We start from the raw sequence: 23,180 nt of genomic DNA on the forward strand, positions 1-23,180 counted from the left end.
CACAGGGTTTGCGATCGATTTTAGCTGGATGCCGCAGTCGGCTATATTCCCGGGTCACCCTTAATGTTTTTGCTGAAGCTGATCACATGCTCGATTTACTGAATATGGTGTTGCATATCGATCAGACCCTCGGGGTCTGGGTCGCGGAGTATGGGGCATGGGTGTATCTCGTTCTGTTCCTGATTGTTTTCGCCGAAACCGGTTTTGTCGTCATGCCGTTCCTGCCGGGCGATTCGCTGTTGTTCATCGCAGGGGCGTTCGGCGCGTCCGGCCATATCGATCCCGTGCTGCTGGCGGTACTGCTGGTGGTCGCGGCGGTGACGGGCAATACCTTGAACTACGTCATCGGCCGTGCGATCGGACCGAAGGTGTTTTCCACGAACCTGCGTTTCCTGGATCGTGACGCATTGATGCGCACGCATGCGTTCTACGAGAAGCACGGCGGCAAGACCATCGTCATGTCGCGCTTCATTCCGCTGGTGCGTACTTTCGCGCCCTTCGTCGCGGGCGTGGCTGACATGAGCGTGGCGCGGTTCCAGCTTTTCAACATCACCGGCGGTTTGCTGTGGGTGCTCAGCCTGGTGACCGCGGGTTATTTCTTCGGCAATATCCCGATGGTCAAGGAGCACCTGAACCTGATCGTGCTGATCGGCCTGGGCGCCGCCATCGCGCCGCTGATCCTGGCCGGCATCTGGAAAATCATCCGCCGCAAAAAGAAAGCCGCCGCCAAGACTCCGCCTTATCAGGCGTAGCAGGACAGGGCTCAAGCGCACGCCGAGGCCCTTGCCACATCAATAAAAAGGGGCTCGCTGGTTTATCCAGGGAGCCCCTTTTGAATTACCGGTGCAGTGGTCATTCACCTACGTGGCGTCGCTCACCCGCGCCAGCGGCGGATTCGTCGTCAAGTACCGCTGGATGCCGGTAAACATGGCCACCGCCAGCTTGTCCTGATGCTGGGACGACTTCAGCAGCGACTCTTCGCTGGGATTGCTGATGAAGGCCGTCTCCACCAGGATGGACGGAATGTCCGGCGCCTTCAATACGGCGAAACCGGCCTGTTCCACGCTGTCCTTGTGCAGATGGTTGATCTTCTTGATCTCCTGCAAAAAGACCGAACCCAGCTTGATCGAATCGTTGATCTGCGCGGTGGTGGACAAGTCCAGCAGCACCTTGGCGACCTGCTCGTCATGCGAACCCAGGTTGACGCCGCCGATCAGATCCGCGGCGTTCTCCTTGTCCGCCATCCAGCGTGCCGCCGAACTGCTGGCACCGCGCTGCGACAGAGCGAAGACCGACGAGCCGCTGGCGCTGGGCTTGATCCAGGCATCCGCATGAATGGACACGAACAGGTCGGCCCGCACCCGCCGCGCCTTCTGCACACGCACATGCAGCGGCACGAAGTAATCATCGTCGCGCGTCAGGAACGCGCGCATATTGGGTTGCGCATCGATCAGCGCTTTCAGCCGATGCGCGATGCGCAGCACCACGTCTTTTTCACGCAGGCCGGTGGAACCGCTGGCCCCCGGATCCTCGCCGCCATGGCCGGGATCCAGCGCAATGGTCAGCATGCGCTTGCGGCCCGCCAGCTTGGTGGAAGGCTTCTCCACCGCCGGCGGCGGCAGCGGTTGCGCGGGATTGGGCAGCGGCGCGGGCTTGGGAATCGACGCCGTCTGCGAATCCGGTCCCGGCGGGTTGCGCGAAATATCTTCCAGGATGCGCGCCAGCGGATCGTCCACATCCGGGCCGGCGGGCTGCTTCTTCAGGATCGCCAGCAGGGGATCCTGGGCCACCTTTGGATACAGATCCAGCACCAGGCGGAACTGGTAGTCCGCCACCGGCTTGAGGGTGAACACCTGCGGCGCCACGGCCTGCTTCAGGTCGAACACCAGGCGCAGCACATTGGGCCGATTCTGCGCGATGCGCAACGAACGGATATAGGGGTCGTCCTTGCGGATGCGGCCGGCCAGGTCGTTCAAGGCCTGGCTCATGGACAGGCCCTCGATATCGACCACCAGGCGGTCCGGATTTTCCAGGGTGAACTGTTCCGCCTTGAGCTCGCTATCCAGCTCCAGCGTGACGCGGGTGTATTCGTCCGCCGGCCAGGTACGCACGGCCAGCAGGGTCGCGGCCTGGGCGAAACTGGGGATGACCGGCAAGACGATCAAAGTGGCGGCCGCCCCGATGAGGCGGCGGCGGGTCATGGCGCTGCGGGTGGCGGGGGCGCCGGGTTCAGGACGATCGCGTTCAGCCATAGTTGCCCTTTAGCGGAGTAAGCCGTCAACGTGGCGTCGCGTCCCTGGCCTGCGTAATCCAGGGAAATTTGCAGATCGGGAGGGGAGAGCAGACCCTCCGCTTTCTCCGGCCATTCAATCAAAACGACCGCATCGTCCCGCAATAAATCGCGAAAACCTGCGTCCAGCCACTCGCGCGGATCGCTAAATCTATAAAAATCAAAGTGATAGAAGTATAAGTTAAAAACTTTATAGCTTTCAAGCAGGGCATAGCTGGGACTTTTGATCCGCCCCTTTATGCCGCTTTCACGCAACAGGGCGCGGGTGAATGCCGTCTTGCCCGCGCCTAGCTCGCCGGACAGGTGTATGCGTCCCCCGGCCGGGACGATGCCGGAGCGGCCATCGAGCAGGGGCGCGAGCTGGCGCGCCAGGTTTTCGGTGGCGAGCTCGTCGGGCAGATGGACGGTCAGGCTTATGGGGGCGGACATGGTGGCGGGGCGAGTGGTAAAAACATGGGAATTATAGGTAGGGGCCGAGGCGCGCCCATTCGGTTGCGCGTCTTCACGCCTCTTGCCCGGTCGATTACCAACCCTGCCCCCCGCGTGCCTGCGGCATGCCAGAGGCATCAGAACGGAGCTGTACCGCCATGAAAACGCGCACCGAAAAAGATACTTTCGGACCGATCGAGGTTCCCGACGACCATCTGTGGGGGGCTCAGACTCAGCGCTCGCTGCGATTCTTCGCTATTTCGACCGAAAAAATGCCCGTGCCGCTGGTCAACGCGATGGCGCGGCTCAAGCGTGCCGCCGCGCAGGTCAATGCCGAGCTGGGCGAACTGGATGCCGGCGTCGCCAAGGGCATCGTGGCCGCCGCGGACGAAGTGATCGCCGGCAAGTGGCCCGATGAGTTTCCGCTGTCGGTCTGGCAGACGGGCTCGGGCACGCAAAGCAATATGAATATGAACGAGGTGCTGGCCAACCGCGCTTCGGAAATCCTCGGCGGCGAGCGCGGCGAGGGCCGCAAGGTGCACCCGAACGACCACGTCAACCGCGGCCAATCGTCCAACGATACGTTTCCCACCGCCATGCACGTCGCTGCCGCCGTGCAGGTCGAACAGCATCTGCTGCCCGCCCTGAAAGCGCTGCGCGCCACGCTGGCGGAGAAGAGCGCCAAGTTCTATGACATCGTCAAGATCGGCCGCACGCACTTGCAGGACGCCACGCCGCTGACCCTGGGCCAGGAGCTGTCCGGCCACGTGGCCCAGCTGGACCTGTCCGAACAGCAGATTCGCGCGACGCTGCCGGGCCTGCATCAACTGGCCATCGGCGGCACCGCCGTGGGTACCGGCCTGAATGCGCATCCGGAATTCAGCGTCAAGGTGTCGGCGCAACTGGCGCACGACACCGGCGCCGCCTTCGTGTCCGCGCCCAACAAGTTCCAGGCGCTGGCCTCGCATGAAGCGCTGCTGTTCGCGCATGGCGCGTTGAAGACGCTGGCCGCGGGACTGATCAAGCTGGCCAACGACGTGCGCTGGCTGTCCAGCGGTCCCCGTTCGGGCCTGGGCGAAATCAGCATTCCGGAAAACGAACCGGGCAGCTCCATCATGCCGGGCAAGGTCAATCCGACCCAATGCGAAGCCATCACGATGCTGGGCGCCCAGGTGCTGGGCAATGACGTGGCCATCAACATCGGCGGCGCCAGCGGCAATTTCGAATTGAATGTGTTCAAGCCCCTGGTGATCCACAACTTCCTGCAGTCGGTGCGCTTGCTGACCGACGGCATGCATAGTTTCGACGAGCATTGCGCCAAGGGCATCGAGCCCAATCACGAACGCATCGCCGAACTGGTGGATCGTTCGCTGATGCTGGTGACGGCGCTGAATCCGCACATCGGCTACGACAAGGCTGCCCAGATCGCCAAGAAGGCGCATAAGGAAAACCTGTCGCTGAAGGAATCGGCGCTGAAGCTGGGGCACTTGACCGAAGAGCAGTTCAACCAGTGGGTCGTGCCCGCGGACATGACGAACGCGAAACGGTAGGTTCCCGGCGCCAGGCGCCGGGCATTCGGCGCCGCCGCCCGGCCCGTGCCGGCGTTGGCTCGCCGCGTGTCTCGAACAAGGCCGCTCCCCGCAAGGGGAGCGGCCTTTTCAATACCAGGCTCACCGCCGGCGGGTGCTGGCTTGCGCGGGCCAAATGGCATCGGCATGCCCCCTGGTCGGCCTATCCCTGTTATGCGTGTGCCGGGATTTCCTCGATATCTGATGTAAACGAATGCTGCTATTCTTCGATTTGTGAAGGACTGCGCCTGCCAAAAGCAATTCTTATTTTTCGCATCCGGAAACAGATCGGCCCGCAAACGGGCGGGTTGGAGACTTAGGAGGATTTACCAGAATGAACAAGCGTACTTTGGCCGCGGCCATTGCCCTGGGACTGTCGTTCGCCGCCACCGGCGCCCACGCCAAGGGCTATCCCGAGCACGCCATCCGCGTGATCGTGCCTTTCGCGCCTGGCGGTTCGACGGACATCATCGCCCGTCTGGTCACGCAGCGCATGAGCCAGGAACTGGGGCAGCCCTTGGTGGTCGAGAACAAGGGCGGCGCGGGCGGCGCCATCGGTGCCGCTGAAGGTGCCAAGGCTGCGCCGGACGGCTACGTGCTGTCGATCGCCACGGTATCCACGATGGCGGTCAATCCGGCATGCCGTCCCAATGACCTGCCGTACGATCCGATCAAGGATTTCCAGCCGGTCACGAACTTCGCCAACACCGCCAACGTGGTGTCGATCAATCCCAAGTTCCCGGCCAAGGATTTCAAGGAATTCGTCGAGGTCCTGAAGAAGAACCCGGACAAATATTCCTACGGCAGCTCGGGCACCTGCGGCGTGCTGCACCTGATGGGCGAGTCCTTCAAGATGGCGACCGGCACGAAGATCGTGCACGTGCCTTACAAGGGTTCGGGTCCGGCGCTGGCCGACGCGGTGGGCGGCCAGGTCGAGATCCTGTTCGACAACCTGCCTTCGTCGATGCCGCAGATCCAGGCCGGCAAGCTCAAGGCCATGGCCGTGGCGTGGCCGCAGCGCATCCCCAACATGAAGGATGTGCCGACCTTCGCCGAAGTGGGCTTCCCGGTGCTGAACCAGCCGGTATGGTACGGCTTGCTGGCACCCAAGGGCACGCCCATGGAGATCGTCAACAAGCTGCGTGACGCCGCTGTGATCGCGCTGAAGGATCCCAAGGTCATCAAGGCCCTGGACGAGCAGGGGTCGTCGCCGTCGGGTAACACGCCGGAAGAATTCGCCAAGGAGATCCAGCAGCAGTTCGACTGGGCGAAGGACGTCGTGAAGCAGCAAAACATCAAGCTGGAATAAAAGTCCCCCGTACCGCGCGGGGCGCGGCCCCCCAGGGGGCGGCACTGGCGAACCGGCTGTGCCGGTCCGCTGTGCCCGCGATCGGGAAGACCTGTGCACTGCACAGGTCTTTTTCTTTGCGGGCGGCGTCGGCATAAAATCCGGGCCATGAGCAAAGCCCGTCACGTTTCCGAAACGCCTGCCACGCAATTCCTGCGGCAGCACAAGGTTGCCTTCACCGAACATCCCTACGACTACGTCGACCACGGCGGCGCGAAGGAATCGGCGCGGCAGTTGGGCGTCGACCCGCACATCGTGGTCAAGACGCTGATCATGGAAGACGAGGCCGCGCGCCCGCTGATCATCGTGATGCACGGCGACCGCGAAGTGTCCACCAAGAACCTGGCGCGCCAGACCGGCGCCAAGAAAATCGCGCCTTGCCATCCTGATACGGCGCAACGCCATTCGGGGTATCAGGTCGGCGGCACATCACCCTTCGGCACGCGCAAGCGCATGCCGGTGTGGGTGGAAGCGAGCATCCTGGATATTCCGCGGGTCTACATCAACGGCGGCCGGCGCGGCTACCTGGTAGCCATCGCCCCGCAAGTCCTGGTGGACTTGCTCGGCGCGAAGCCGGTCAACGCAGCCTTGGAAGACTAAGCACGGCGCGCGGCGCTTGGCGTCGCCGCGCCCCTCCGTGCGTCGCTGCGCCTCGCCGCCCCGGCCGCGCCCCGCAGTGCCGGGCTGCACCCCGCAGTTCGCTGCCTGCATCCGTGCAAATAAAAACCCCCGCAACAGAGCCTGGCTCCGTTGCGGGGGCGACCGGCGCGGCGGTGGGGCCGCGCTGCGTCTCCAGCATCCGATAACGCCTACAGCATCGCCACTTCGTTCTGCACGAACTTGCGGATCCGCACCGCGTCGGCAACGCGCGAATACTTGCCTTGCGAGTCCAGCAGCACGATGGCCAGGTCGCGGCCATTGATGCGCACCATCATCACCAGGCATTCGCCCGCTTCATTGATGTAGCCGGTCTTGGACACCTTGATGTCCCAATCGGCGTTGCGCACCAGCGCATTGGTATTGCGGAAGGTCTGCGTACGGCCCTTGCGCATTTCCACGTCGTACTCGGTGTCCGTGGTGTAGCGGTGGATCAGCGGCCGCTGCGACGCGGCGCGCAGCAGGCGCACCAGGTCACGCGGCGACGACACGTTCTCGCTCGACAGGCCGGTAGGCTCGACGAAGTGCGTGTCCAGCATGCCCAGTTCGCGCGCCTTTTCGTTCATGGCGCGCACGAAGGCCGGCATGCCGCCCGGATAATAGCGGCCCAGCGCATGGGCGGCGCGGTTCTCCGAGGACATCAGGGCCACGTGCAGCATGTCGGCACGGCTCAGGCGGCTACCCACCGGCAGGCGCGACGAGGCGTGGCGCAGACGGTCGATGTCGTCGTCGGTGACGTCCAGCATTTCATCCATGGGCAAGTTGGCGTCGACCACCACCAGCGCCGTCATCAGCTTGGAGATCGAAGCGATGGGGCGCACCGTGTCCTCGTTCTTGGAGAACAGCACCGTCGAGGTCGCCACGTCCTGCACGTAAGCGACGCTGGAACGCAGCGCGGCCGCTTGCGAGGACGGCGTGGTCAAACGCGCCACCGCGTCGCCGGCGTCGGCCGTGGCGGTGGTGCGCACCGGCGTCAACGTACGGGTGGATACCGTGGCCGGTTTGCCGGCCGCGGTCCTGATGGTGGTTTCCTTGCGGCCGGCCACCGTCCTGCTGGTGGTCACCGTCTTCTTGGCCGGTTCGGCCTTGGCCGTGCTCTTCGCATTGCCTTTGCTGTTCTTCGCCACCGGCTTGGCGGTTTGCTTCGCCGTGCTGCTCTTCGCCGCGGTCTTGGCGGCGGGGGCTTTGGCGGCGGATTTTGCCGCCGGGGCTTTCTTCGCGGCCTTGGCCTGCTCGGCTTTGCAGGCCGCCGATTTTGCGTTCACCTTGCACGGGTCGGCGGCGGCATGCGCAGCCGAAACGTACAGGGTCGATAGCGCGAGCAGCAGCGGAGCCGCTGCTGCAAATACCGATCGTTTCCAGAGTTGCGCCATAGTAAAACTTGACTTGTCAGGGTGTGAATAGATGTTTCGGCACTGTCTGCGGCGAAAAATTGATTTGAATTATAGGGTTAGGCGATTAATTTAAACAATCTTTTAAAAGCTAACTGTGTGGAAACGTAATCCTGTCATGCCGCGCCGCGCTTGTCGGTCGGTGTAATCCCGAGGAAGTCAATAAGGGGACGGAAGGCGGAGGCCTTGCCCGAGCGGAACCGCCGCCGGGCCGACGCCTGGAAAGCGTGGCGGGAATGGCGGTATTCGTCTGTGAAAACGGGGAATTAGTTCATTCGGGGTTGTAACGCCGGCGGCGGAATTGCGCCGGCCCGGGTCTGCATTGCGCAAGACCGATCACCCCATGCGCACGCCGGTGGCGCTGGCCACCTTCTGCCAGCGTTTGATATCGGCCTGGATGAAGGTCGTGAAATCCGCGCGGCTGCTGCCCACGGGATCCAGACCCTGCTGTTTCAGACGCTCCGCGATCTGGGCGTTCTTGATGCTGGCGACGGCGGCCTGCTCCAGCGCTCCGGCCTGCTCCGCGGGGATGCCGGCGGGCGCGAACAGCCCGAACCAGACCCGGTAGTCGAAGTCCGGCAGCAACTTGGCGATGGGTTGGGCGTCAGGATAGTCGGGCAGGGGTTCCGGCGTGCTGACGCCCAGCGCCTTGAGCTTGCCACTGCGCAACAGCGGCTGCACCGTCGCCACCTCCGACATCAGCAAATGGACCTGGCCGCCCAGGATGTCCTGTACCGCCGGCGCGGCGCCCTTGTAAGGCACGCTGACGATGTCCAGCTTGGCCTGCGCCTTGAACATCTCGCCGGCCATCTGGCTGGCGCTGCCCAGGCCGGCGCCCGCGATGCTCAGTTGCTTCGGGTGCTTGCGCGCGTAGTCCAGCAGTTCGGCCGTGTTCTTCACCGGCAGATCTGCCTTGCAGACCAGGATCAGCGGCGAGGTGGCAAGCAGGCTGATGGGCGTGAAGCTGCGCACGGGGTCGTAAGGCAGGTTGTCCTGGATGCTGGGATTGATGGCGAAGCTGGTGTAGGCCACCAGCAGCGTGCTGGCGTCACCGGACGCCTGCGCGACGGCATTGGCGGCGATGTTGCCACCGGCGCCAGGCTTGTTTTCCACCACCAGCGTGCGCTTGAGTTCGGCGGTCATGCCCATGGCCAGGGCACGGGCCACGAAGTCAGTGCCGCCGCCGGGGGGCGCGCCAACTTCAACGCGCAGTGTCGAGGCCAGATCCGCGGCGCGGGCCAGGGCTGGCAGGCAGGTACAGGCCCACGCGGCGGGCAGGGTGGTGGCTAGAAAACCTCGTCGGTTCATGCGTGTCTCCTGAAGTGCGGTTTTTTTCTTGTTCCTTATGGGCAGTCTAGGTTTTGTGGACTAGCATAAAAAGTGACTTAATTTGCTGATAAAGATCAAATTTTCTGATGAAACTCGAAGCCTTCCAGACCCTGGCCGCGGTCGTCGCCGAGGGTTCGTTCGCAGCCGCGGCGCACGCGCGGCACATGACGCCCAGCGCCGTCAGCATGCAGATGAAGCAGCTTGAGCAGTATGTCGGCAAGCCGCTGTTCGATCGCTCGGGACAGCATGTGCGGCCACGGCCCGCCGCGCTGGAACTGGTCGGCACCATGGAGCCGGCCTTGAGCATGCTGGAGGCCTTGCGGCGGCGGCCTGGCATCGTTGTCGAAGGCCATCTGCGCGTGGGCATCATAGAAGCATTGCAGCCCATACTGCTACCGGCCGCGATGCTTTACCTGCGTGAATATCATCCGCGCCTGACCATCGCGCCGCAGCGTGGCACCAGCGCGGCCTTGACGGATGAAGTGAAGGCGGGCGGGCTGGATGCCGCCATCGTGGCGCGTCCGCAGCGCGGCTTGCGCGCGGGTTTGCATTGGGCGCCGCTGGCCTCGCAGTCCCTGGTCTTCATCGCGCCGCCGGGCGGCAAGAACGGCGCGCGCGATACGGCGCATCGGCCGCTGGGCACGGCTGACCTCACCAGCCGCATGCGCGCGATGGACTGGATCCGCTACGACAGGGCGACCACCACCGGCGGCATGGCCACGCGCTATGTGCAGCAGTTGGTGCCTGGCAAGCGCAGCCTGGTGGAACTGGGCAGCGCCGCCGCCATCGTCGCCATGGTCAGTGCCGGCTTGGGTTTTTCCGTGCTGCAGTTGATCGACCGGCGCTTGACCGATATCTATCCCGTGGACGTGTGGCCGCTGCCCAAGGGCGGCCCGGTCTTCGAACTTGGCGTGGTGACGCGCCAGGTCGAAGCCGAGGACCGGCCGCAGCAGGCGTGGCGAGAAGCGGTCCAGCACGCCTTGGCAAGCGCTACCGGCGCCAGTCCGCCGAAGCGCTGATGCGTCATGCGGCAACCTCGATCGCCAACACCGCGGCGCAGTCCGCGCGGATAGCCGGTGCCGCCCATCTTTTCATGATGGCCGCCGGCTTACTTTTTGCGTGCCGGCGCGACGCCGATTGCCGATGCGTCGCTTCGGCACAAGAAAAACGGGCCTGGGCGCGTCGAAACGCCCAGGCCCGTTTGAGGGGCATGCTTGTCGCTGCGGTCAGAACACCGGAACGATGCTGCCCTTGAAACGATCCTGCATGAACTTCGCGGCCTGCGGCGAGCGCAGGGCCTCGACCAGTTTGCGCATGGCCGGGCTGTCCTTGTTATCGGGACGGGCCGCCAGCAGATTGGCGAAGGACGACTTGTCGCCTTCCAGGAACAGGGCGTCGGTGGTCGGGTTCAGCTTGGCTTCCAGGGCGAACGTGGTGTTGATGACGGCCAGGTCGACCTCCGGCAGCACGCGCGGCAGCATGGGCGCTTCCAGCTGCTTGATCTTGATGTTCTTCGGATTGGCGGCGATGTCCTTCACCGTGGATTTGGTGTTGAGCGGGTCGGACAGCTGTATCACCCCGGCCTGATGCAGCAACTGCAGCGCGCGGCCGCCGTTCACCGCGTCATTGGGAATGGCCACCGTGGCCCCATCCTTCAGGTCCTTGATGTTCTTGACCTTGCTGGAATAGGCACCGAACGGCGCGACGAAGATATCGCTGACGGCAACGATGTTGGTGCCGCGGCTGCGATTGAATTCATCCATGTACGGCTTGTGCTGGAAGAAATTCGCGTCGATGCGCTTTTCCGCCAATTGCACATTGGGCTGCACGTAATCGGTGTAGATGCGAATGTCCAGTTCGACCCCTTCCTTGGCCAGCATGGGCTTCAGGTTCTCCAGGATCTCGGCGTGCGGCGTGGGGCTCGCGCCCACCACCAGGCGGTCGGCGGCCTGTGCCGAAAAGGCGCAGGCCAGGGCCAGCAGTGCGATGAGTTTCTTCACTTCGTTCTCTCCGGCTTTCGGTTGAGTGGTCCAACGGGTTGATAAGACTTACCGGCTGAAATGCAGCACCAGGCGGCTGCCCACGCTTTGCAGGATCTGCACCAGCGCGAGCAGGAAAATGATGGTGATGAACATCACGTCCAGCTGGAAGCGCTGGTAGCCGTAGCGGATCGCCAGGTCGCCCAGGCCGCCGCCGCCCACCACGCCCGCCAGCGCGGTGTAGGACACCAGCGCGATGGCCGTGACCGTGGCGGCCGCCAGGATGCCGGGCAAGGCTTCCGGCAGCAGGGCGCCCAGCACCACCTGGCGCGTGTTGGCGCCCATGGCCAGCGAGGCTTCGATGATGCCGCGGTCCACTTCGCGCAGCGCCGATTCGACCAGGCGTCCGAAGAAGGGAATGCCCGCCACCACCAGCGCCGGTATCGAGCCCATCACGCCCAGCGAAGTACCGGTCAGGAACACCGTTACCGGAATCATCGCGATCAGCAGGATCACGAAGGGCAGCGAGCGCAGCACGTTCACCACCAGCGAGACGGCGCCATAGACGCGTTGCGAGGCATGCAGCTGATTGGGACTGGTAAGGAACAGCAGGCCGCCCAGGGGCAGTCCCAGCAACAGCGTCAGCAGCAGCGAGCCGCCCAGCATCGACAGCGTGTCGACCGTGGCCCAGCCGATGTCCAGCCAGTCGACGTTGCTGAATAATCCGCTCAGGTACGCGTTCATGACGTGGCCTCCTCGACCGTGACACCCAGCGCGCACAGGCTGGCCAGGGCGGCGTGGATGCGGGCACCGTCGCCTTCCAGCGCAATGGTCATCTGGCCGCAGGTGGTGGATTTGATCTGCTCGATACGGCCGCTGAGGATGGAGAAGTCGATGCCGAACTCGCGCGCGGTGCGCGACAGGATGGGTTGATGCACCGTGTCCTCCATGAACGTCAGCCGCCGTATCGTTTTGTTCTGGCTGTCAGAGGGCGCCAAACTGGCGGTGTCGGCGGGAAGATGTTCCGCTTCCTGCACGAAGCGGCGCGTGGTCTGGTGCTGGGGATGCAGGAAGATCTTGCTGACGGGCCCGTGCTCGACGATCAGGCCTGTATCGATCACGGCCACCTTGTCGCAGACAGTGCGTATCACGTCCATCTCGTGCGTGATCAATACGATGGTCAGGCCCAGCTTCTCGTTGATCTCGCGCAGCAGTTGCAGGATGGACCGGGTGGTCTGCGGATCCAGCGCGCTGGTCGCCTCGTCGCACAGCAGCAGGCGCGGATGGTTGGCCAAGGCGCGGGCGATGCCCACGCGCTGCTTTTCGCCGCCGGAAAGCTGGCGCGGATACTTGTGCTTGTGGCGCCGCAGGCCGACCAGTTCCAGCAGTTCGTCCACGCGTGCGTCGATCTGTGCCCTGTCGGCCTTGCCGGCTATCCTCAAGGGAAAGGCCACGTTGTCGCCCACCGTCTTGGAACCCAGCAGGTTGAAGTGCTGGAAGATCATGCCCACGCCCTGGCGAAACTGGCGCAAGTCTTCGTCGTTCAAGGCCAGCAGGTCGACGCCGTCCACGGACACGCTGCCGCCGGTGGGCCGCTCCAGCAGGTTCAGCATGCGCAGCAAGGTCGACTTGCCGGCGCCGGAATGGCCGATGATGCCGAATATCTCGCCCGACGCGATGGTCAGGTCGATTTCCTTCAGTGCCACGACAGCCGCTCCCGCCACCTGGTAGCTCTTTTGTATGGCTCGAAGCTCGATCATTCTTTTTTCCCCGTGTTCATTATTTGCGCCGCGCCCATCTTGCGTGGGTCGACCGCTCGTTCTTGCGTTCCGCGTGTTTCCTTCCGTGGCCTGGTCAAGCGGTCAGGTGCGAAATGCTCTTCGCATGCGTGTAGCACTCCAGGCCTTCCGTGCCACCCTCGCGGCCGTAGCCGCTGTCCTTGACGCCGCCGAACGGCGTTTCCGAGACGGCGGACACGAAGTGATTGATGGCCAGGTTGCCCACTTCCAGTTCATCGCCGAGGCGCCGCGCATTACGCGCCGATTCGGTGAAGGCATAACCCGCCAGGCCGAAGGGCAGGCTGTTGGCCTGGGCGATGGCCTCGTCCAGCGACCGCACGCGCGTGACCAGCGACAAGGGGCCGAACGGTTCCTCGTGCATGGCCAAGGCATGTGCCGGCACGTCCGCCAGGACGGTGAAGGGGAAGTAGTAGCCCTTGCCGTCGCGTGCGGTGCCGCCGCACACGCGGCGCGCGCCCTTGGCCAGGGCGTCGTCGGTCAGCTGTTGCAGGCTGTGCAGCCGGCGCGCATTGGCGACCGGGCCGATGTCGCTGCCGGCATCCATGCCATCGCCCAGCCTGACGCTCGCGCCCATTTCTCCGAAAGCGGCCACGAACTCGTCATGGATGGCGGCGTGCACGAAGAAGCGGGTGGGGGCCACGCAGACCTGGCCGGCATTGTTGAGCTTGGCCTTGACGCTTGCCAGCGCCGCGGCGCGCGGGTCGGCGTCTTCGCAGATGATCACGGGCGCGTGGCCGCCCAGTTCCATGATGACCGGCTTCATGTTCGCGCCCGCCAATGCGGCCAGGTGCTTGCCCACCGCCGTTGAACCGGTGAACGTGACCAGGCGGATCACGGGATGGGGAATCAGGTAGCTGGAAATGAAGCCGGGATCGCCGAACACCAGGTTGAATGCGCCCGGCGGCAAGCCGGCGTCCAGGAAGGCCTGGGCCAGATGCATCGCGCCGGCGGGCGTTTCCTCGGACGCCTTCAGGATGATGGCGCAGCCCGCCGCCAGGGCGCCGCCCACTTTGCGGGCCGGCGAACTGAGCGGGAAGTTCCACGGCGTGAACGCCGCCACCACGCCCACGGGTTCGCGTATCACGGTGTGGCGCATGCCTGGTTCGGCGGGGATGACGCGGCCGTACACGCGGCGCGCTTCCGTGGCGTCCCATTCGATCAAATCGCAGCCGCGCAGGATTTCCGCGCGCGCTTGCGCCAGCGGCTTGCCCTGTTCCCGCGTGATGTCGCGGGCGATGGCTTCCACCCGTTCGCGCACCAGCGCCGCGGCGCGCAGCATGACGCGGGACCGTTCGGCCGGCGCGACGCGGCGCCAGGTCTCGAAGCCTTTTGCCGCGGCGGCCAGCGCGACGTCCAGATGCGGGGCCTGCGCATGAGGCACCGTGCCGATGGCCGCGCCGGTGGCGGGATCGACGACAGGCTGGCCGGGCGCTTCTATCCACGCGCCGTCGATCAGCATCCGGATGGAGGGATAGCTCATTATGATTTCCTGGATTGCGGTGTTGCGTTGCGGAAGGCCGTTGCGGCCGGGGTCATCGACGTCCGTTGGCCATGCGCAGCGATGCCGGATCGCCGCGCAGGCGCAGCATCATCACGCAACCGATGGCCGGTCCGATGGCCAGCATCCCGAACGCGCCGGGCCATCCCAGCGCAGCCTGCACCGGCGGCACCAGATGGATACTGACCAAGGTAAGCAGAAAGCCTGCGCAGGTCTGCGCGGTAAGCAAGGTGCCGATGCTGTCCGGCGCGCCCAGTTCGGCGATGCTGGCCGAGAACTGCGCCGAATCGGCGATCGCGGAAATCCCCCACGCCACCGCGATGGTCGCCACCACGGCCATCGGTGCGCCGGCGGTCCAGCCTATGGTCGCGGCGCACGAGGCGCTCACCAGCATGGCGATGGTGGTGACCGCCGTGCGGCCATAACGGTCGGCGAACCAGCCGCCTGCCCAGGCACCGGCGGCGCCCGCGCCGATCGCGATGAAGGTGATGCGCTCGGCGGCCAGATGCGGCTGCGCCGCGCCACTGGCTTCGAAACTGAATTGCAGGAATACCGCCAGCCACGCCCACATGGCGTACAGCTCCCACATATGTCCCAGGTAGCCCAGGTTGGCCAGCCGCAGCGGCCGGTGGCGCCAGGCCTGTGCCACGGCGGCCGGGTTCAAACGCGCGGCGCGCGTCATGGAGGGCCCCACGCCGCAGAAATTGATCGCCAGTCCGGCCACGGCGGCCAGCGTGCCGGCGGCCAGGTAGACCGACGTCCATTGCATCCCGCCGAACGCCGCCAACAGGTGCGGACTGGCCGAACCCAGCGTCAGCGCGCCCACCAGCAGGCCGATCAGCAGGCCCAGGTCGCGGTTGGCCCAGGTGGCCGCCAGGCGCATGCCCACGGGATAGACGCCTGCCATGCACATGCCGGTGAGGAAGCGCAGCACGTACACCGGTGCCCCGGCGGGTGGGCACACCACCAGCAGCAACGTGGCGCCCGCGGCCACCCAGGCCGACAGCATGAACAGGCGCCGCGGGTCGAAGCGGTCCGCCAGCCCCAGCAGGGCGCTGGCGATGGTGCCCGCCACGAAGCCCGCCTGCACCGAACTGGTCAAAAGCGCCTCTTGCCAGGATGTCAGCGCCACCGCCTGCTTGATGGTCGCCACGGCGGCGGCGGACGCGAACCAGACCGACATGGCGCAGACCTGGCAGAAGAGCAGGATGACGAGCGACGCGGCCTTGCCGACGCCCGGCTGGCGGGCCGGCTGCGCGGGATGACTTGCGCTGGCCATGGGCTCAGGCGCCCACGGCGTGCGTGGCACGGCCGACCCGGTGGAAGCCCCGGTCAAAATAGATCAGCGCCTCGCTGTTCTCCAGGCTGGTGGCACTGCGTACGGCGCAATAGAACACCGTGTGCGTGCCTACTTCGGCGGTGAAGGTGATGTCGCAGTCCAGCGATACCGCGGCGCCGCGCAGCACGGGCGAGCCGGTTTCCAGCACGTCCCAGTCGCCCTCAGAGAAGCGCTCGTCCACGGCCATGTCCTTGGACGCGAAGCGCAGCGCCAGGGCCTGCTGGCTGGCGTCCAGGACATTGACGCACAGCCGGGAGTTTTCCTTGAAGGCGGTGTTGTTGCGGCTGCTGCGGTTGATGCACACCAGCAGCATGGGCGGCTGGTCGGTCACGCCGCAGACCGCCGAGGCGGTGCAGCCGCAGCGGCCGGCGGGGCCGTCGCTGGTGATTACGTTGACGGCCGCGCCCATCCTGGCCATGGCATCGCGATACACAGTCTTGGCTATCATTTCAGTGTCGTCCGTACAAGAGTCGTCCGTACAAATGTCATGCTTGCAATCAGCGGCTGGCGGTCCGCATGCGGCTCATGCACCCGCGCGATAGCGCGCGGCCTGGTGCGTCGCCGGCAAATGGGCATGGCCGAAAAGCTTCTCGCGATAGACCCCTTCGCGATAGGCGGTCTTGTAGGCGCCGCGTTCCTGCAGGACAGGCACCACCAGGTCGATGAAGTCCTCGAAGCATTCGGGCGTGACCGTGCGCGAAAGATTGAAGCCGTCCACATCGGCCTGCTCGGTCCACGCGATCAACGTGTCGGCGACCTGTTCGGCGGAGCCTACCAGCGGCGCCTGACGGCTGCCCAGCACCAGTTGGTCGATGAGCTTGCGCTTGGTCCAGGTGGGACCGGCGGCGCGCGTCATGGCCTCGACGTTGGAGACGATAGCCTGGCTCTGGCCGGTCTGGATGGGTTCGTCCATGTCGTATTTGGCGAAGTCTATGCCCATGGAGGCCGAAGCATGCGCCAGCGCGGCTTCGATGTCCACGTACTGCTTGTAGTCCTCGAATTTCTCGCGGGCTTCGGCTTCGGTCTTGCCGGTGATGACGGTGGCGCCCAGGAACACGCTGAGGTCGCTGGCCTTGCGGCCCTGTTGCACCGCCAGCCCGCGGATGTCGTCGACGATGGCGCGCACGCCGCTCATGCTCTGGCCGTTGACGAACACGCATTCGGCGTGCATCGCCGCGAACTGGCGGCCGCGGGTGGAGGCGCCGGCCTGGTACAGGATGGGCGTGCGCTGCGGCGAGGGTTCGGACAGGTGCAGGGCATCCACCTTGTATTGGCGGCCGTCGTGGTGCACGCGATGGACCTTGGCCGGGTCCGCATAGATGCGGTGGGCGCGGTCGTTGACCACGGCGCCGTCTTCCCAGCAGCCTTCCCACAGTTTGTAGACCAGGGACATGTACTCGTCGGCCAGGTCGTAGCGGTCGTCGTGGGCCATCTGCCCGGTCAGGCCGGTGGCGCGGGCGGCGCTGTCCAGGTAGCCGGTGACGATGTTCCAGCCTATGCGTCCGCCGCTCAGGTGGTCCAGCGTGGACATGCGGCGGGCGAAGGAGAAGGGCGGTTCGTAGGTCAGGTTGCAGGTCACGCCGAAACCCAGGTGGCGGGTGGCGGCGGCCATGGCAGGGATCAGCAGGGAGGGGTCGTTTACCGGCAGCTGCACCGCGCCCTTGAGCGTGGCGTCGGTGTTGCCGCCGTAGACGTCGTAGGCGCCCAGCACGTCGGCGAAGAAGATGCCGTCGAACAGGCCGGCTTCCAGTTTTTGTGCCAGCTGGGTCCAGTAGTGGATGTCCGTATAGCGGGTCGACTGGTCGCGCGGGTGCGTCCACAGGCCCTGCTGGATATGCCCGATGCAATTCATGTCGAACGCATTGATCCGAATTTCGCGCGCCATCTCGATTCCGTTTTCTGATAGGTCGTTGGTCTTGTTTTCGAGCCAGATTTGATCTGGATCAAATGCTGTGTCCAATATAGTGGACGATATGAATCGGATACAAGACGTTTTCGCTAAGATTCGGGTTTGTCCTGATCCTTGGTGGCGGCCGTCCACGGCTCGAATCGTCCCAAACGTATAATCGTTTCCCCTGTCCAGAGCCAAAGCGGGGCGGGCCTGGTCCCGCCGCCAAGGCGTACGTCCATCATGAGTCCCACCTTCCACGATCCCTCCGCGGCCATTGCCTTGCACGTCAAACAAGAGCGTGACGCGCGCAAGTGGTCATTGGCGGAGCTGGCGGATCGTTCCGGCGTGTCCAAGGCCATGATCAGCAAGATCGAGCGGGGCGAAGCCAGTCCCACGGCCACCATTCTTGGCCGCCTGTCCGGCGCATTCGGCCTGCAGTTGTCGGCGCTCCTGGCCATGGCGGAACAGGTCAATGGCCGGCTGTTACGGCACGACGACCAGCCGGTGTGGGTAGATCCAGAGACCGGCTATGTGCGGCGCACCGTGTCGCCGGCCAATGGCGGCGTGACTGAACTGCTGCGTATCGACCTGCCCCCGAATGCGCGGGTGTCGTATCCGCCGGACGCATTCACCTTCCAGCATCAGCTGATGTGGGTGCTGGAAGGTGTGCTGGTTTTTCAGGAAGGCCCGGATACACACACCCTGCAGGCCGGCGACTGCCTGGAACTGGGCCGCCCGGCGTCCTGCACGTTCGCCAATCCCGGCGACAAGCCTTGTTCGTACCTGATCGCGTTGACCAAGCGGTAGACACGAGCGCCGGTTCCGGCATCGGCATCGGCATCGGCATCGGCTCCGACACGGGCATCATCTCCGGCAAAGCAGGGCCGGCAACGCGAAGTTCGCGGCCAGTCTCGCCGTCAGCCTGCCGCGGGCCCAGCGGTCGATTCAATCTCCCTGCTCATCCATTCACACAGGATGCGGACAGCGAGCGAGGGCGTATCCGAGCGCCAGAGTATGCCCAGGGGCCGCAAGGGTTCGATCTTTTCCGTATCGAGCAGGCAGAAGCGGCCGCTGGCCACGCTGGGCGCGACCAGGCTGTATGGCAGCACCACCAGGGCATCGCTCTCCGCCACGATGGTGACGATGGCGGACAGTGAACTGGTGGTGACATTGAGTCGTTCGGGCTGCCGTCCCGCGCGCGCGAACCAGCTTTCGAAGACCGTGCGGCTGGTCATGCTGGCTGGAAAGGTCAGCCATTTCTCTCGCGCCAGCGCGTCGACGGTCAGCTGCTTTTCGCTTGCCAGCCGGTGCCCGCTGCGCGCCACCACCGCGGCGCGGTCGGCGAGCAAGGGGATGAACGCATAGCCCTCCGGGTAGGGATGCGACTGGCGGGTGAAAAGCACATCCAGCGTCCCGGCGCTGAGGTCTTCCATCAGGGCCGCGGTCTCGTCTTCATGCAGGTGCGTGCTGATATGGGGATGGCTCTCGGCGAAGCGTGCCAGCACGCTCATGATGGGGCCCTGGCAGGCGGCCGGCAGCGCGCCGATATGGATGACGCCCGCCGTGCCGGTCTGCAGGTCCACCAGGGAACTAGCCGTCGCCTGGATCAGCCGCAGCATGCTGCGCAAGGTGGGCAGCAGCGTGTGGCAGGCCGCCGTCGGCCGCATCCCGCGGGCATGCCGTTCGAACAGGTTGATGTCCAGCAGGCTCTCGACGTCGCCCAGGAACTTGACGACGCTGGGCTGGCTGATGCCGGCTTCCGCGGCCACCTTATGGGTGTTGCCCAATTCAGCGGTGAGCACGATCAGCTGCATCTGCCGCAATCGAAGCTTGGCCACCATGCGGTTTACGAGAGTGGCGGGGGAATTGATCATTACTTGGGATTCCGGGGGCGAGCGATAGCTTTTTTGAATCGGAGGGTGGGTTTTAGTTTTGCCCGAGGGGTGAAAGGTGGGCAAGCTGTCGCCCTTGCTGGCTCCGGCATTGCCTTTGGCTCTGCCGGCTTACCAAGCCTGATTGCTCACATTTTCACCAAAATAAATCTTCAGGGGATTTACATGCCTTACCGCAACCTCTCGCGGCGCGCTTTCCTGGCCGCCACCTTCGCAACGCTGGCCACGGCAACGTGTGCGCACGCCGCGGACAGTTTCCCCACGCAGCGGATCACGATGATAGTGCCGTTTCCCGCCGGCGGCGGGTCCGATGGCGTGGCGCGCTACCTCAGCGAACCCATGGCGCGGATCCTTGGGCAGCCGGTCGTCATCGAGAACCTGGGTGGCAACGCGGGCGCCGTCGGCGCGGCCAAGGTCCTGCGGGAGAAGGCGGACGGCTACACCATCATGCTGGGCTCGGTAAACGAGACGGTTCTGCTGCCTATCGTCAACTCGGCCGTTCCGTACAAGTATTCCGACTTCACGCCCGTGGGCAAAGTGGGCAGCACGCCTTTCATGGTGATCGGCCGCAAGGACTTGGCGGCGAATTCTTTCGACGACCTCATTGCGTTGGCCCGCAAGCAGCCGGGCAAGTTGAGTTTCGGCAGCACGGGCGTCGGTTCGTACCAGCAGATCGTCATGGAGCAGATCATGAAGCTCGCGGATGTATCGATGCTGCACGTGCCTTACCGCGGGGCGGCGCCCCTGATGACGGATTTGCTGGGCGGACAGATCGACCTGGGCGTCGCGCTGCCGTCGGTGGTGCTGCCGCAGGCGCGCCAGGGTGCCATCAAGGCGTTTGGCGTCACCGGCCAGGCGCGCGACGCGTCCGCGCCTGAGGTCCCGGCGATCAACGAGAGCAAGTCGGTCAAGAACCTGGATTTCAGCTTCTGGTTCGGCGTGTTCGCGCCCAAGAACATGCCCGAGGATCGCCGCGCGAAGCTCGCGTCCGCGCTGGAGCAGGTGTTGCAGGACCCGAAGGTCAAGCAGCAACTGGAAACCGCCGGCCTGACCGTCGCCCAACCCGCCGAGCAGAAAGATTTCGCGGGTTTCATGAAGCAAGAGGATCAAAAACTGCGCGGCATCGCCAGCGGCATCAAGCTCGACTGACCTGGGTCACGCTGGGCGATGCGCCTCAGCGTGCAATGAGATCCCCAGGGCGTTCATTACCTTGAGGATCGTGGCGAAGTCCGGCGAGCGCTCGCCGGACAGTGCTTTATAAAGGCTCTCGCGAGAGAGGCCAGTTTGGCGAGCAATTTTTGTCATGCCTTGTGCACGGGCAATATCACCGAGAGCCTTCGCGATGAAGGCGGCATCTCCTTCACTTTCCAGAATGCACGCATCCAGATAAGCAGCCATTTCCTCCGGCGTGCGGAGCCTCTCAGCGATGTCGTACTTCCGGGTCACTAATTTATCCATGTTCATAGCCCCTTCAGGTGGGAGCGCTAAGAAAAGCACTCGCGATGCAATACGAATACTTTCCTGGTGCATGAGCATCAAAGCTGCGAAACCAACTTGTATGCCCGCTCAATGTCTGAATTTTGGGTAGATTTATCTCCACCCGCGAGCAGTATCACAATAGAACCGTCTTGCCGCAGCGTGTAGTACACCCGATAGCCAGGGCCCACATCGATTTTCAATTCGGTCACTCCGTGCTTCAGGTTCCTATGGCTGCCCGGGTTTCCTTCTGCCAGACGCCGGATCCGCGCTTGGATGCGTGCGCGTCCTGCTACGTCCTTCAGGTTCGCTTCGAATTCATCAAATTCTTCGGTACTTACTATCTCTCTCATGTCCCCGCTCACCAGACGTTTGCGTTGGTGCCTTCCTTCCGGGGGATTGATAGGCTCTATTGTAGCCAGTAGGCTACGATTTCGCAAAAAAAGTAGCCTGCTGGATACGAACCGTTTGCCTCATGATGCCGGATGGTCGACCAGGGGTGAGTGCGAATTCACGCGATAGGGTTCGTTCTGGATACAACGATGGTGCCTCCGCTGGAATGGCGAAGGAAGAGAGGGCTGAGCTAGGAAGCGATTGGCCTCGCCGGGTGGAATCGAACCACCAATTGACCCTTAGGAGGGGCCGGTTATATCCGTTTAACTACGGCGAGCTGCTGAGCAACAGGCACGACGAAGGCCGCGCCGGGAGGGATCGAGATTCTAACATCTGCACGCCTGCCGGACGATGCATCGCGCCGATCTGTTAGAATTCGCGGTGACGGGCCCCTTCGCATGGTTCGGCGGTGAACCTGGTCAGGTCGGGAACGAAGCAGCCACAGTCGTTTAGGATCAGTGCCGGAGTAAGGCTCGTCAACTAATTCCCCGGGGACGGGCCATGACGGAACCGCGTGTCAAAGCGCAGGTGGTCGTCGTGGCCCGTCCCTTTTGTCTTTCAGGCGTCTTCCAGCCCGGCAGGCTCTACAATCCGCCCATGACCTATCTCGTACTGGCTCGCAAGTGGCGGCCCCGATCCTTCGACACCCTGGTGGGGCAGGACCACGTGGTGCGCGCGCTGACGCATGCGCTGGATACTCAGCGGCTGCATCACGCCTGGCTCTTCACCGGTACGCGAGGCGTTGGCAAGACCACGCTGTCGCGCATCCTGGCGAAATCGCTCAACTGTGAAACCGGCATCACGTCCAAGCCCTGTGGCGTATGCCGGGCCTGCACGGAAATCGATGCCGGCCGTTTCGTCGACTACCTGGAGCTGGACGCGGCGTCCAACCGCGGGGTCGATGAAATGACCCAGCTGCTGGAACAGGCGGTGTACGCGCCGGGCGCCGGACGCTTCAAGGTCTACATGATCGACGAAGTGCACATGCTGACCGGGCACGCCTTCAACGCCATGCTGAAGACGCTGGAAGAGCCGCCGCCTCACGTCAAGTTCATTATCGCGACCACCGATCCGCAGAAGATTCCGGTGACGGTGCTGTCGCGCTGCCTGCAATTCAATCTGAAGCAGATGCCGCCGGACGCCATCGTCGGGCATCTGACCCACGTGTTGGGCGAGGAACAGGTCGCGGCCGAAGTGCCAGCCTTGCGGCTGATTGCCCAGGCAGCGTCCGGTTCGATGCGCGATGCGCTGTCGCTGACGGATCAGGCCATTGCCTACAGCGCCGGCAACCTGACCGAGGAGGCCGTGCGCGGCATGCTCGGGACCATCGATCAGCGGCATCTGGTACGGCTGCTCGACGCGCTGGCGGTCGGTGACGCCTTGGCGGTGCTGGCGGTGGCGGATGAATTGGCCACGCGCGGTCTGTCTTATGGCGGGGCGCTGGCTGACCTGGCTGTACTGTTGTCGCGGGTGGCCATCGAGCAGCGGGTGCGCGGGGCCACGCCGGCCGACGATCCGCTGGCCGCCGATGTTGCGCGCCTGGCCGGGATGCTGCACGGCGATGCGGTGCAATTGTTTTATTCCGTGGCGGTGCATAGCCGGCAGGAACTGGCCCTGGCGCCGGATGAGTACGCCGGCTTCGTCATGGCCTGCCTGCGCATGCTGTCCTTGAGCGGCGAGGCCGGTCCCCCGCAGACTATGCCGCCGCCGACGCGCGGCAGCCAGGAGTCGACGGGGAATGCTGCTGCTACACCTGCCGCCCCTGCGGTCGTCGCGGCCGCAGCGGCGGCTCCGGTAGCCGCTGCGCCGGTTTCGGCTGCGCCGGCTTCGGCTGCGCCGGCCTCGGCTGCGCCGGCTTCGGCTGCGCCGGCCTCGGCTGCGCCGGCTTCGGCTGCGCCGGC

General features: G+C 64.5%; 22 protein-coding genes, 1 tRNA gene and 1 other RNA gene. 9 read left to right on the top strand and 15 right to left on the bottom strand.

Translation table 11 applies throughout. The features are described 5' to 3' along the window. Positions 1 to 86: 86 nt before the first annotated feature. Positions 87 to 752, top strand: coding sequence for a VTT domain-containing protein (locus CEY05_RS25865; protein WP_088600152.1), 666 nt, complete (start codon positions 87 to 89; stop codon positions 750 to 752). A gap of 108 nt (positions 753 to 860) precedes the next feature. Here CEY05_RS25865 and CEY05_RS25870 read toward each other — a convergent pair whose 3' ends face one another. Both CEY05_RS25870 and tsaE read right to left on the bottom strand, forming a co-directional pair. Continuing rightward, positions 861 to 2,252 carry an N-acetylmuramoyl-L-alanine amidase gene (locus CEY05_RS25870; protein ID WP_143220652.1) on the bottom strand — a complete coding sequence of 464 codons (1,392 nt, stop codon included), beginning with the start codon at positions 2,250 to 2,252 and terminating at the stop codon, positions 861 to 863. Beyond that, on the bottom strand, positions 2,198 to 2,719 hold the full coding sequence (gene tsaE, locus CEY05_RS25875; RefSeq protein WP_088600153.1) for a tRNA (adenosine(37)-N6)-threonylcarbamoyltransferase complex ATPase subunit type 1 TsaE: 522 nt from the start codon (positions 2,717 to 2,719) through the stop codon (positions 2,198 to 2,200). The genes CEY05_RS25870 and tsaE overlap by 55 nt, the downstream gene beginning before the upstream one ends. A gap of 158 nt (positions 2,720 to 2,877) precedes the next feature. On the opposite strand from tsaE, the gene fumC reads away from it, so the two are divergent. The 3 genes from fumC to ybaK all read left to right on the top strand — a co-directional run bounded on the left by fumC (position 2,878) and on the right by ybaK (position 6,235). Then, positions 2,878 to 4,269 (top strand): class II fumarate hydratase, encoded by a 1,392-nt coding sequence (fumC, locus tag CEY05_RS25880; RefSeq protein ID WP_088600154.1) that lies wholly within the window; start codon positions 2,878 to 2,880, stop codon positions 4,267 to 4,269. Positions 4,270 to 4,621: 352 nt separating this feature from the next. Continuing rightward, positions 4,622 to 5,596 (top strand): tripartite tricarboxylate transporter substrate binding protein BugE, encoded by a 975-nt coding sequence (locus CEY05_RS25885; RefSeq protein WP_088600155.1) that lies wholly within the window; start codon positions 4,622 to 4,624, stop codon positions 5,594 to 5,596. A gap of 147 nt (positions 5,597 to 5,743) precedes the next feature. Next, on the top strand, positions 5,744 to 6,235 hold the full coding sequence (gene ybaK / locus CEY05_RS25890; protein WP_088600156.1) for a Cys-tRNA(Pro) deacylase: 492 nt from the start codon (positions 5,744 to 5,746) through the stop codon (positions 6,233 to 6,235). Between the two features lie 209 nt (positions 6,236 to 6,444). Here the strand turns inward: ybaK and pbpG are convergent, their stop codons facing one another. Together pbpG and CEY05_RS25900 are read right to left on the bottom strand one after the other, a co-directional pair. Next, on the bottom strand, positions 6,445 to 7,665 hold the full coding sequence (gene pbpG / locus CEY05_RS31850) for a D-alanyl-D-alanine endopeptidase (protein ID WP_233161709.1): 1,221 nt from the start codon (positions 7,663 to 7,665) through the stop codon (positions 6,445 to 6,447). A gap of 354 nt (positions 7,666 to 8,019) precedes the next feature. Next, positions 8,020 to 8,991, bottom strand: a complete 972-nt coding sequence (locus CEY05_RS25900; protein ID WP_088600157.1) for a tripartite tricarboxylate transporter substrate binding protein — start codon at positions 8,989 to 8,991, stop codon at positions 8,020 to 8,022. Between the two features lie 107 nt (positions 8,992 to 9,098). On the opposite strand from CEY05_RS25900, the gene CEY05_RS25905 reads away from it, so the two are divergent. Then, a complete protein-coding gene (locus CEY05_RS25905) occupies positions 9,099 to 10,031 on the top strand; it encodes a LysR family transcriptional regulator (protein WP_088600158.1) in 933 nt (310 codons plus the stop codon). Between the two features lie 207 nt (positions 10,032 to 10,238). Here the strand turns inward: CEY05_RS25905 and CEY05_RS25910 are convergent, their stop codons facing one another. The 7 genes from CEY05_RS25910 to CEY05_RS25940 all read right to left on the bottom strand — a co-directional run bounded on the left by CEY05_RS25910 (position 10,239) and on the right by CEY05_RS25940 (position 17,512). Further along, positions 10,239 to 11,012, bottom strand: coding sequence for a MetQ/NlpA family ABC transporter substrate-binding protein (locus CEY05_RS25910; RefSeq protein ID WP_088600159.1), 774 nt, complete (start codon positions 11,010 to 11,012; stop codon positions 10,239 to 10,241). Positions 11,013 to 11,060: 48 nt separating this feature from the next. Then, the gene (locus CEY05_RS25915; RefSeq protein ID WP_088600160.1) at positions 11,061 to 11,735 is read right to left on the bottom strand and encodes a methionine ABC transporter permease; all 675 of its coding nucleotides are present in this window, start codon (positions 11,733 to 11,735) and stop codon (positions 11,061 to 11,063) included. Then, a complete protein-coding gene (locus CEY05_RS25920) occupies positions 11,732 to 12,751 on the bottom strand; it encodes a methionine ABC transporter ATP-binding protein (protein WP_088600161.1) in 1,020 nt (339 codons plus the stop codon). Before CEY05_RS25920 ends, CEY05_RS25915 begins: the two co-directional genes overlap by 4 nt. A gap of 94 nt (positions 12,752 to 12,845) precedes the next feature. After that, positions 12,846 to 14,270: an NAD-dependent succinate-semialdehyde dehydrogenase gene (locus CEY05_RS25925; RefSeq protein ID WP_088600162.1), complete on the bottom strand. Its 1,425-nt coding sequence runs from the start codon at positions 14,268 to 14,270 to the stop codon at positions 12,846 to 12,848. 52 nt (positions 14,271 to 14,322) lie between these two features. Then, complete coding sequence (locus CEY05_RS25930; protein WP_088600163.1) at positions 14,323 to 15,567, bottom strand: MFS transporter; 1,245 nt, start codon at positions 15,565 to 15,567, stop codon at positions 14,323 to 14,325. A 4-nt stretch (positions 15,568 to 15,571) separates the two neighbouring features. After that, positions 15,572 to 16,075: a flavin reductase gene (locus CEY05_RS25935; RefSeq protein ID WP_088600164.1), complete on the bottom strand. Its 504-nt coding sequence runs from the start codon at positions 16,073 to 16,075 to the stop codon at positions 15,572 to 15,574. 75 nt (positions 16,076 to 16,150) lie between these two features. Further along, complete coding sequence (locus CEY05_RS25940; protein WP_088600165.1) at positions 16,151 to 17,512, bottom strand: LLM class flavin-dependent oxidoreductase; 1,362 nt, start codon at positions 17,510 to 17,512, stop codon at positions 16,151 to 16,153. Between the two features lie 246 nt (positions 17,513 to 17,758). Between CEY05_RS25940 and CEY05_RS25945 the strand changes: the two genes are divergently transcribed. After that, positions 17,759 to 18,325, top strand: a complete 567-nt coding sequence (locus tag CEY05_RS25945) for an XRE family transcriptional regulator (RefSeq protein ID WP_088600166.1) — start codon at positions 17,759 to 17,761, stop codon at positions 18,323 to 18,325. 110 nt (positions 18,326 to 18,435) lie between these two features. Here CEY05_RS25945 and CEY05_RS25950 read toward each other — a convergent pair whose 3' ends face one another. Next, the gene (locus tag CEY05_RS25950) at positions 18,436 to 19,392 is read right to left on the bottom strand and encodes a LysR family transcriptional regulator (protein ID WP_088600167.1); all 957 of its coding nucleotides are present in this window, start codon (positions 19,390 to 19,392) and stop codon (positions 18,436 to 18,438) included. A gap of 183 nt (positions 19,393 to 19,575) precedes the next feature. On the opposite strand from CEY05_RS25950, the gene CEY05_RS25955 reads away from it, so the two are divergent. Continuing rightward, positions 19,576 to 20,559, top strand: a complete 984-nt coding sequence (locus CEY05_RS25955) for a tripartite tricarboxylate transporter substrate binding protein (protein WP_158219430.1) — start codon at positions 19,576 to 19,578, stop codon at positions 20,557 to 20,559. Positions 20,560 to 20,565: 6 nt separating this feature from the next. On the opposite strand, the gene CEY05_RS25960 is transcribed toward CEY05_RS25955, so the two are convergent. The 3 genes from CEY05_RS25960 to CEY05_RS25970 all read right to left on the bottom strand — a co-directional run bounded on the left by CEY05_RS25960 (position 20,566) and on the right by CEY05_RS25970 (position 21,556). Then, entirely contained in the window at positions 20,566 to 20,868 is a 303-nt protein-coding gene (locus tag CEY05_RS25960; RefSeq protein ID WP_088600182.1) for an addiction module antidote protein, read from the bottom strand. Positions 20,869 to 20,945: 77 nt separating this feature from the next. Continuing rightward, positions 20,946 to 21,239: a type II toxin-antitoxin system RelE/ParE family toxin gene (locus CEY05_RS25965; RefSeq protein WP_088600169.1), complete on the bottom strand. Its 294-nt coding sequence runs from the start codon at positions 21,237 to 21,239 to the stop codon at positions 20,946 to 20,948. A gap of 242 nt (positions 21,240 to 21,481) precedes the next feature. Then, positions 21,482 to 21,556, bottom strand: a tRNA-Arg gene (locus tag CEY05_RS25970). Positions 21,557 to 21,662: 106 nt separating this feature from the next. Between CEY05_RS25970 and ffs the strand changes: the two genes are divergently transcribed. Both ffs and dnaX read left to right on the top strand, forming a co-directional pair. Further along, positions 21,663 to 21,760, top strand: an RNA gene (gene ffs / locus CEY05_RS25975) — signal recognition particle sRNA small type. Between the two features lie 116 nt (positions 21,761 to 21,876). Continuing rightward, the coding region (gene dnaX / locus CEY05_RS25980) for a DNA polymerase III subunit gamma/tau (RefSeq protein ID WP_088600183.1) at positions 21,877 to 23,180 on the top strand (1,304 nt) is incomplete at its 3' end.

Source organism: Achromobacter sp. HZ34 (genome assembly GCF_002209485.1).
GTDB lineage: Bacteria > Pseudomonadota > Gammaproteobacteria > Burkholderiales > Burkholderiaceae_B > Bordetella_C.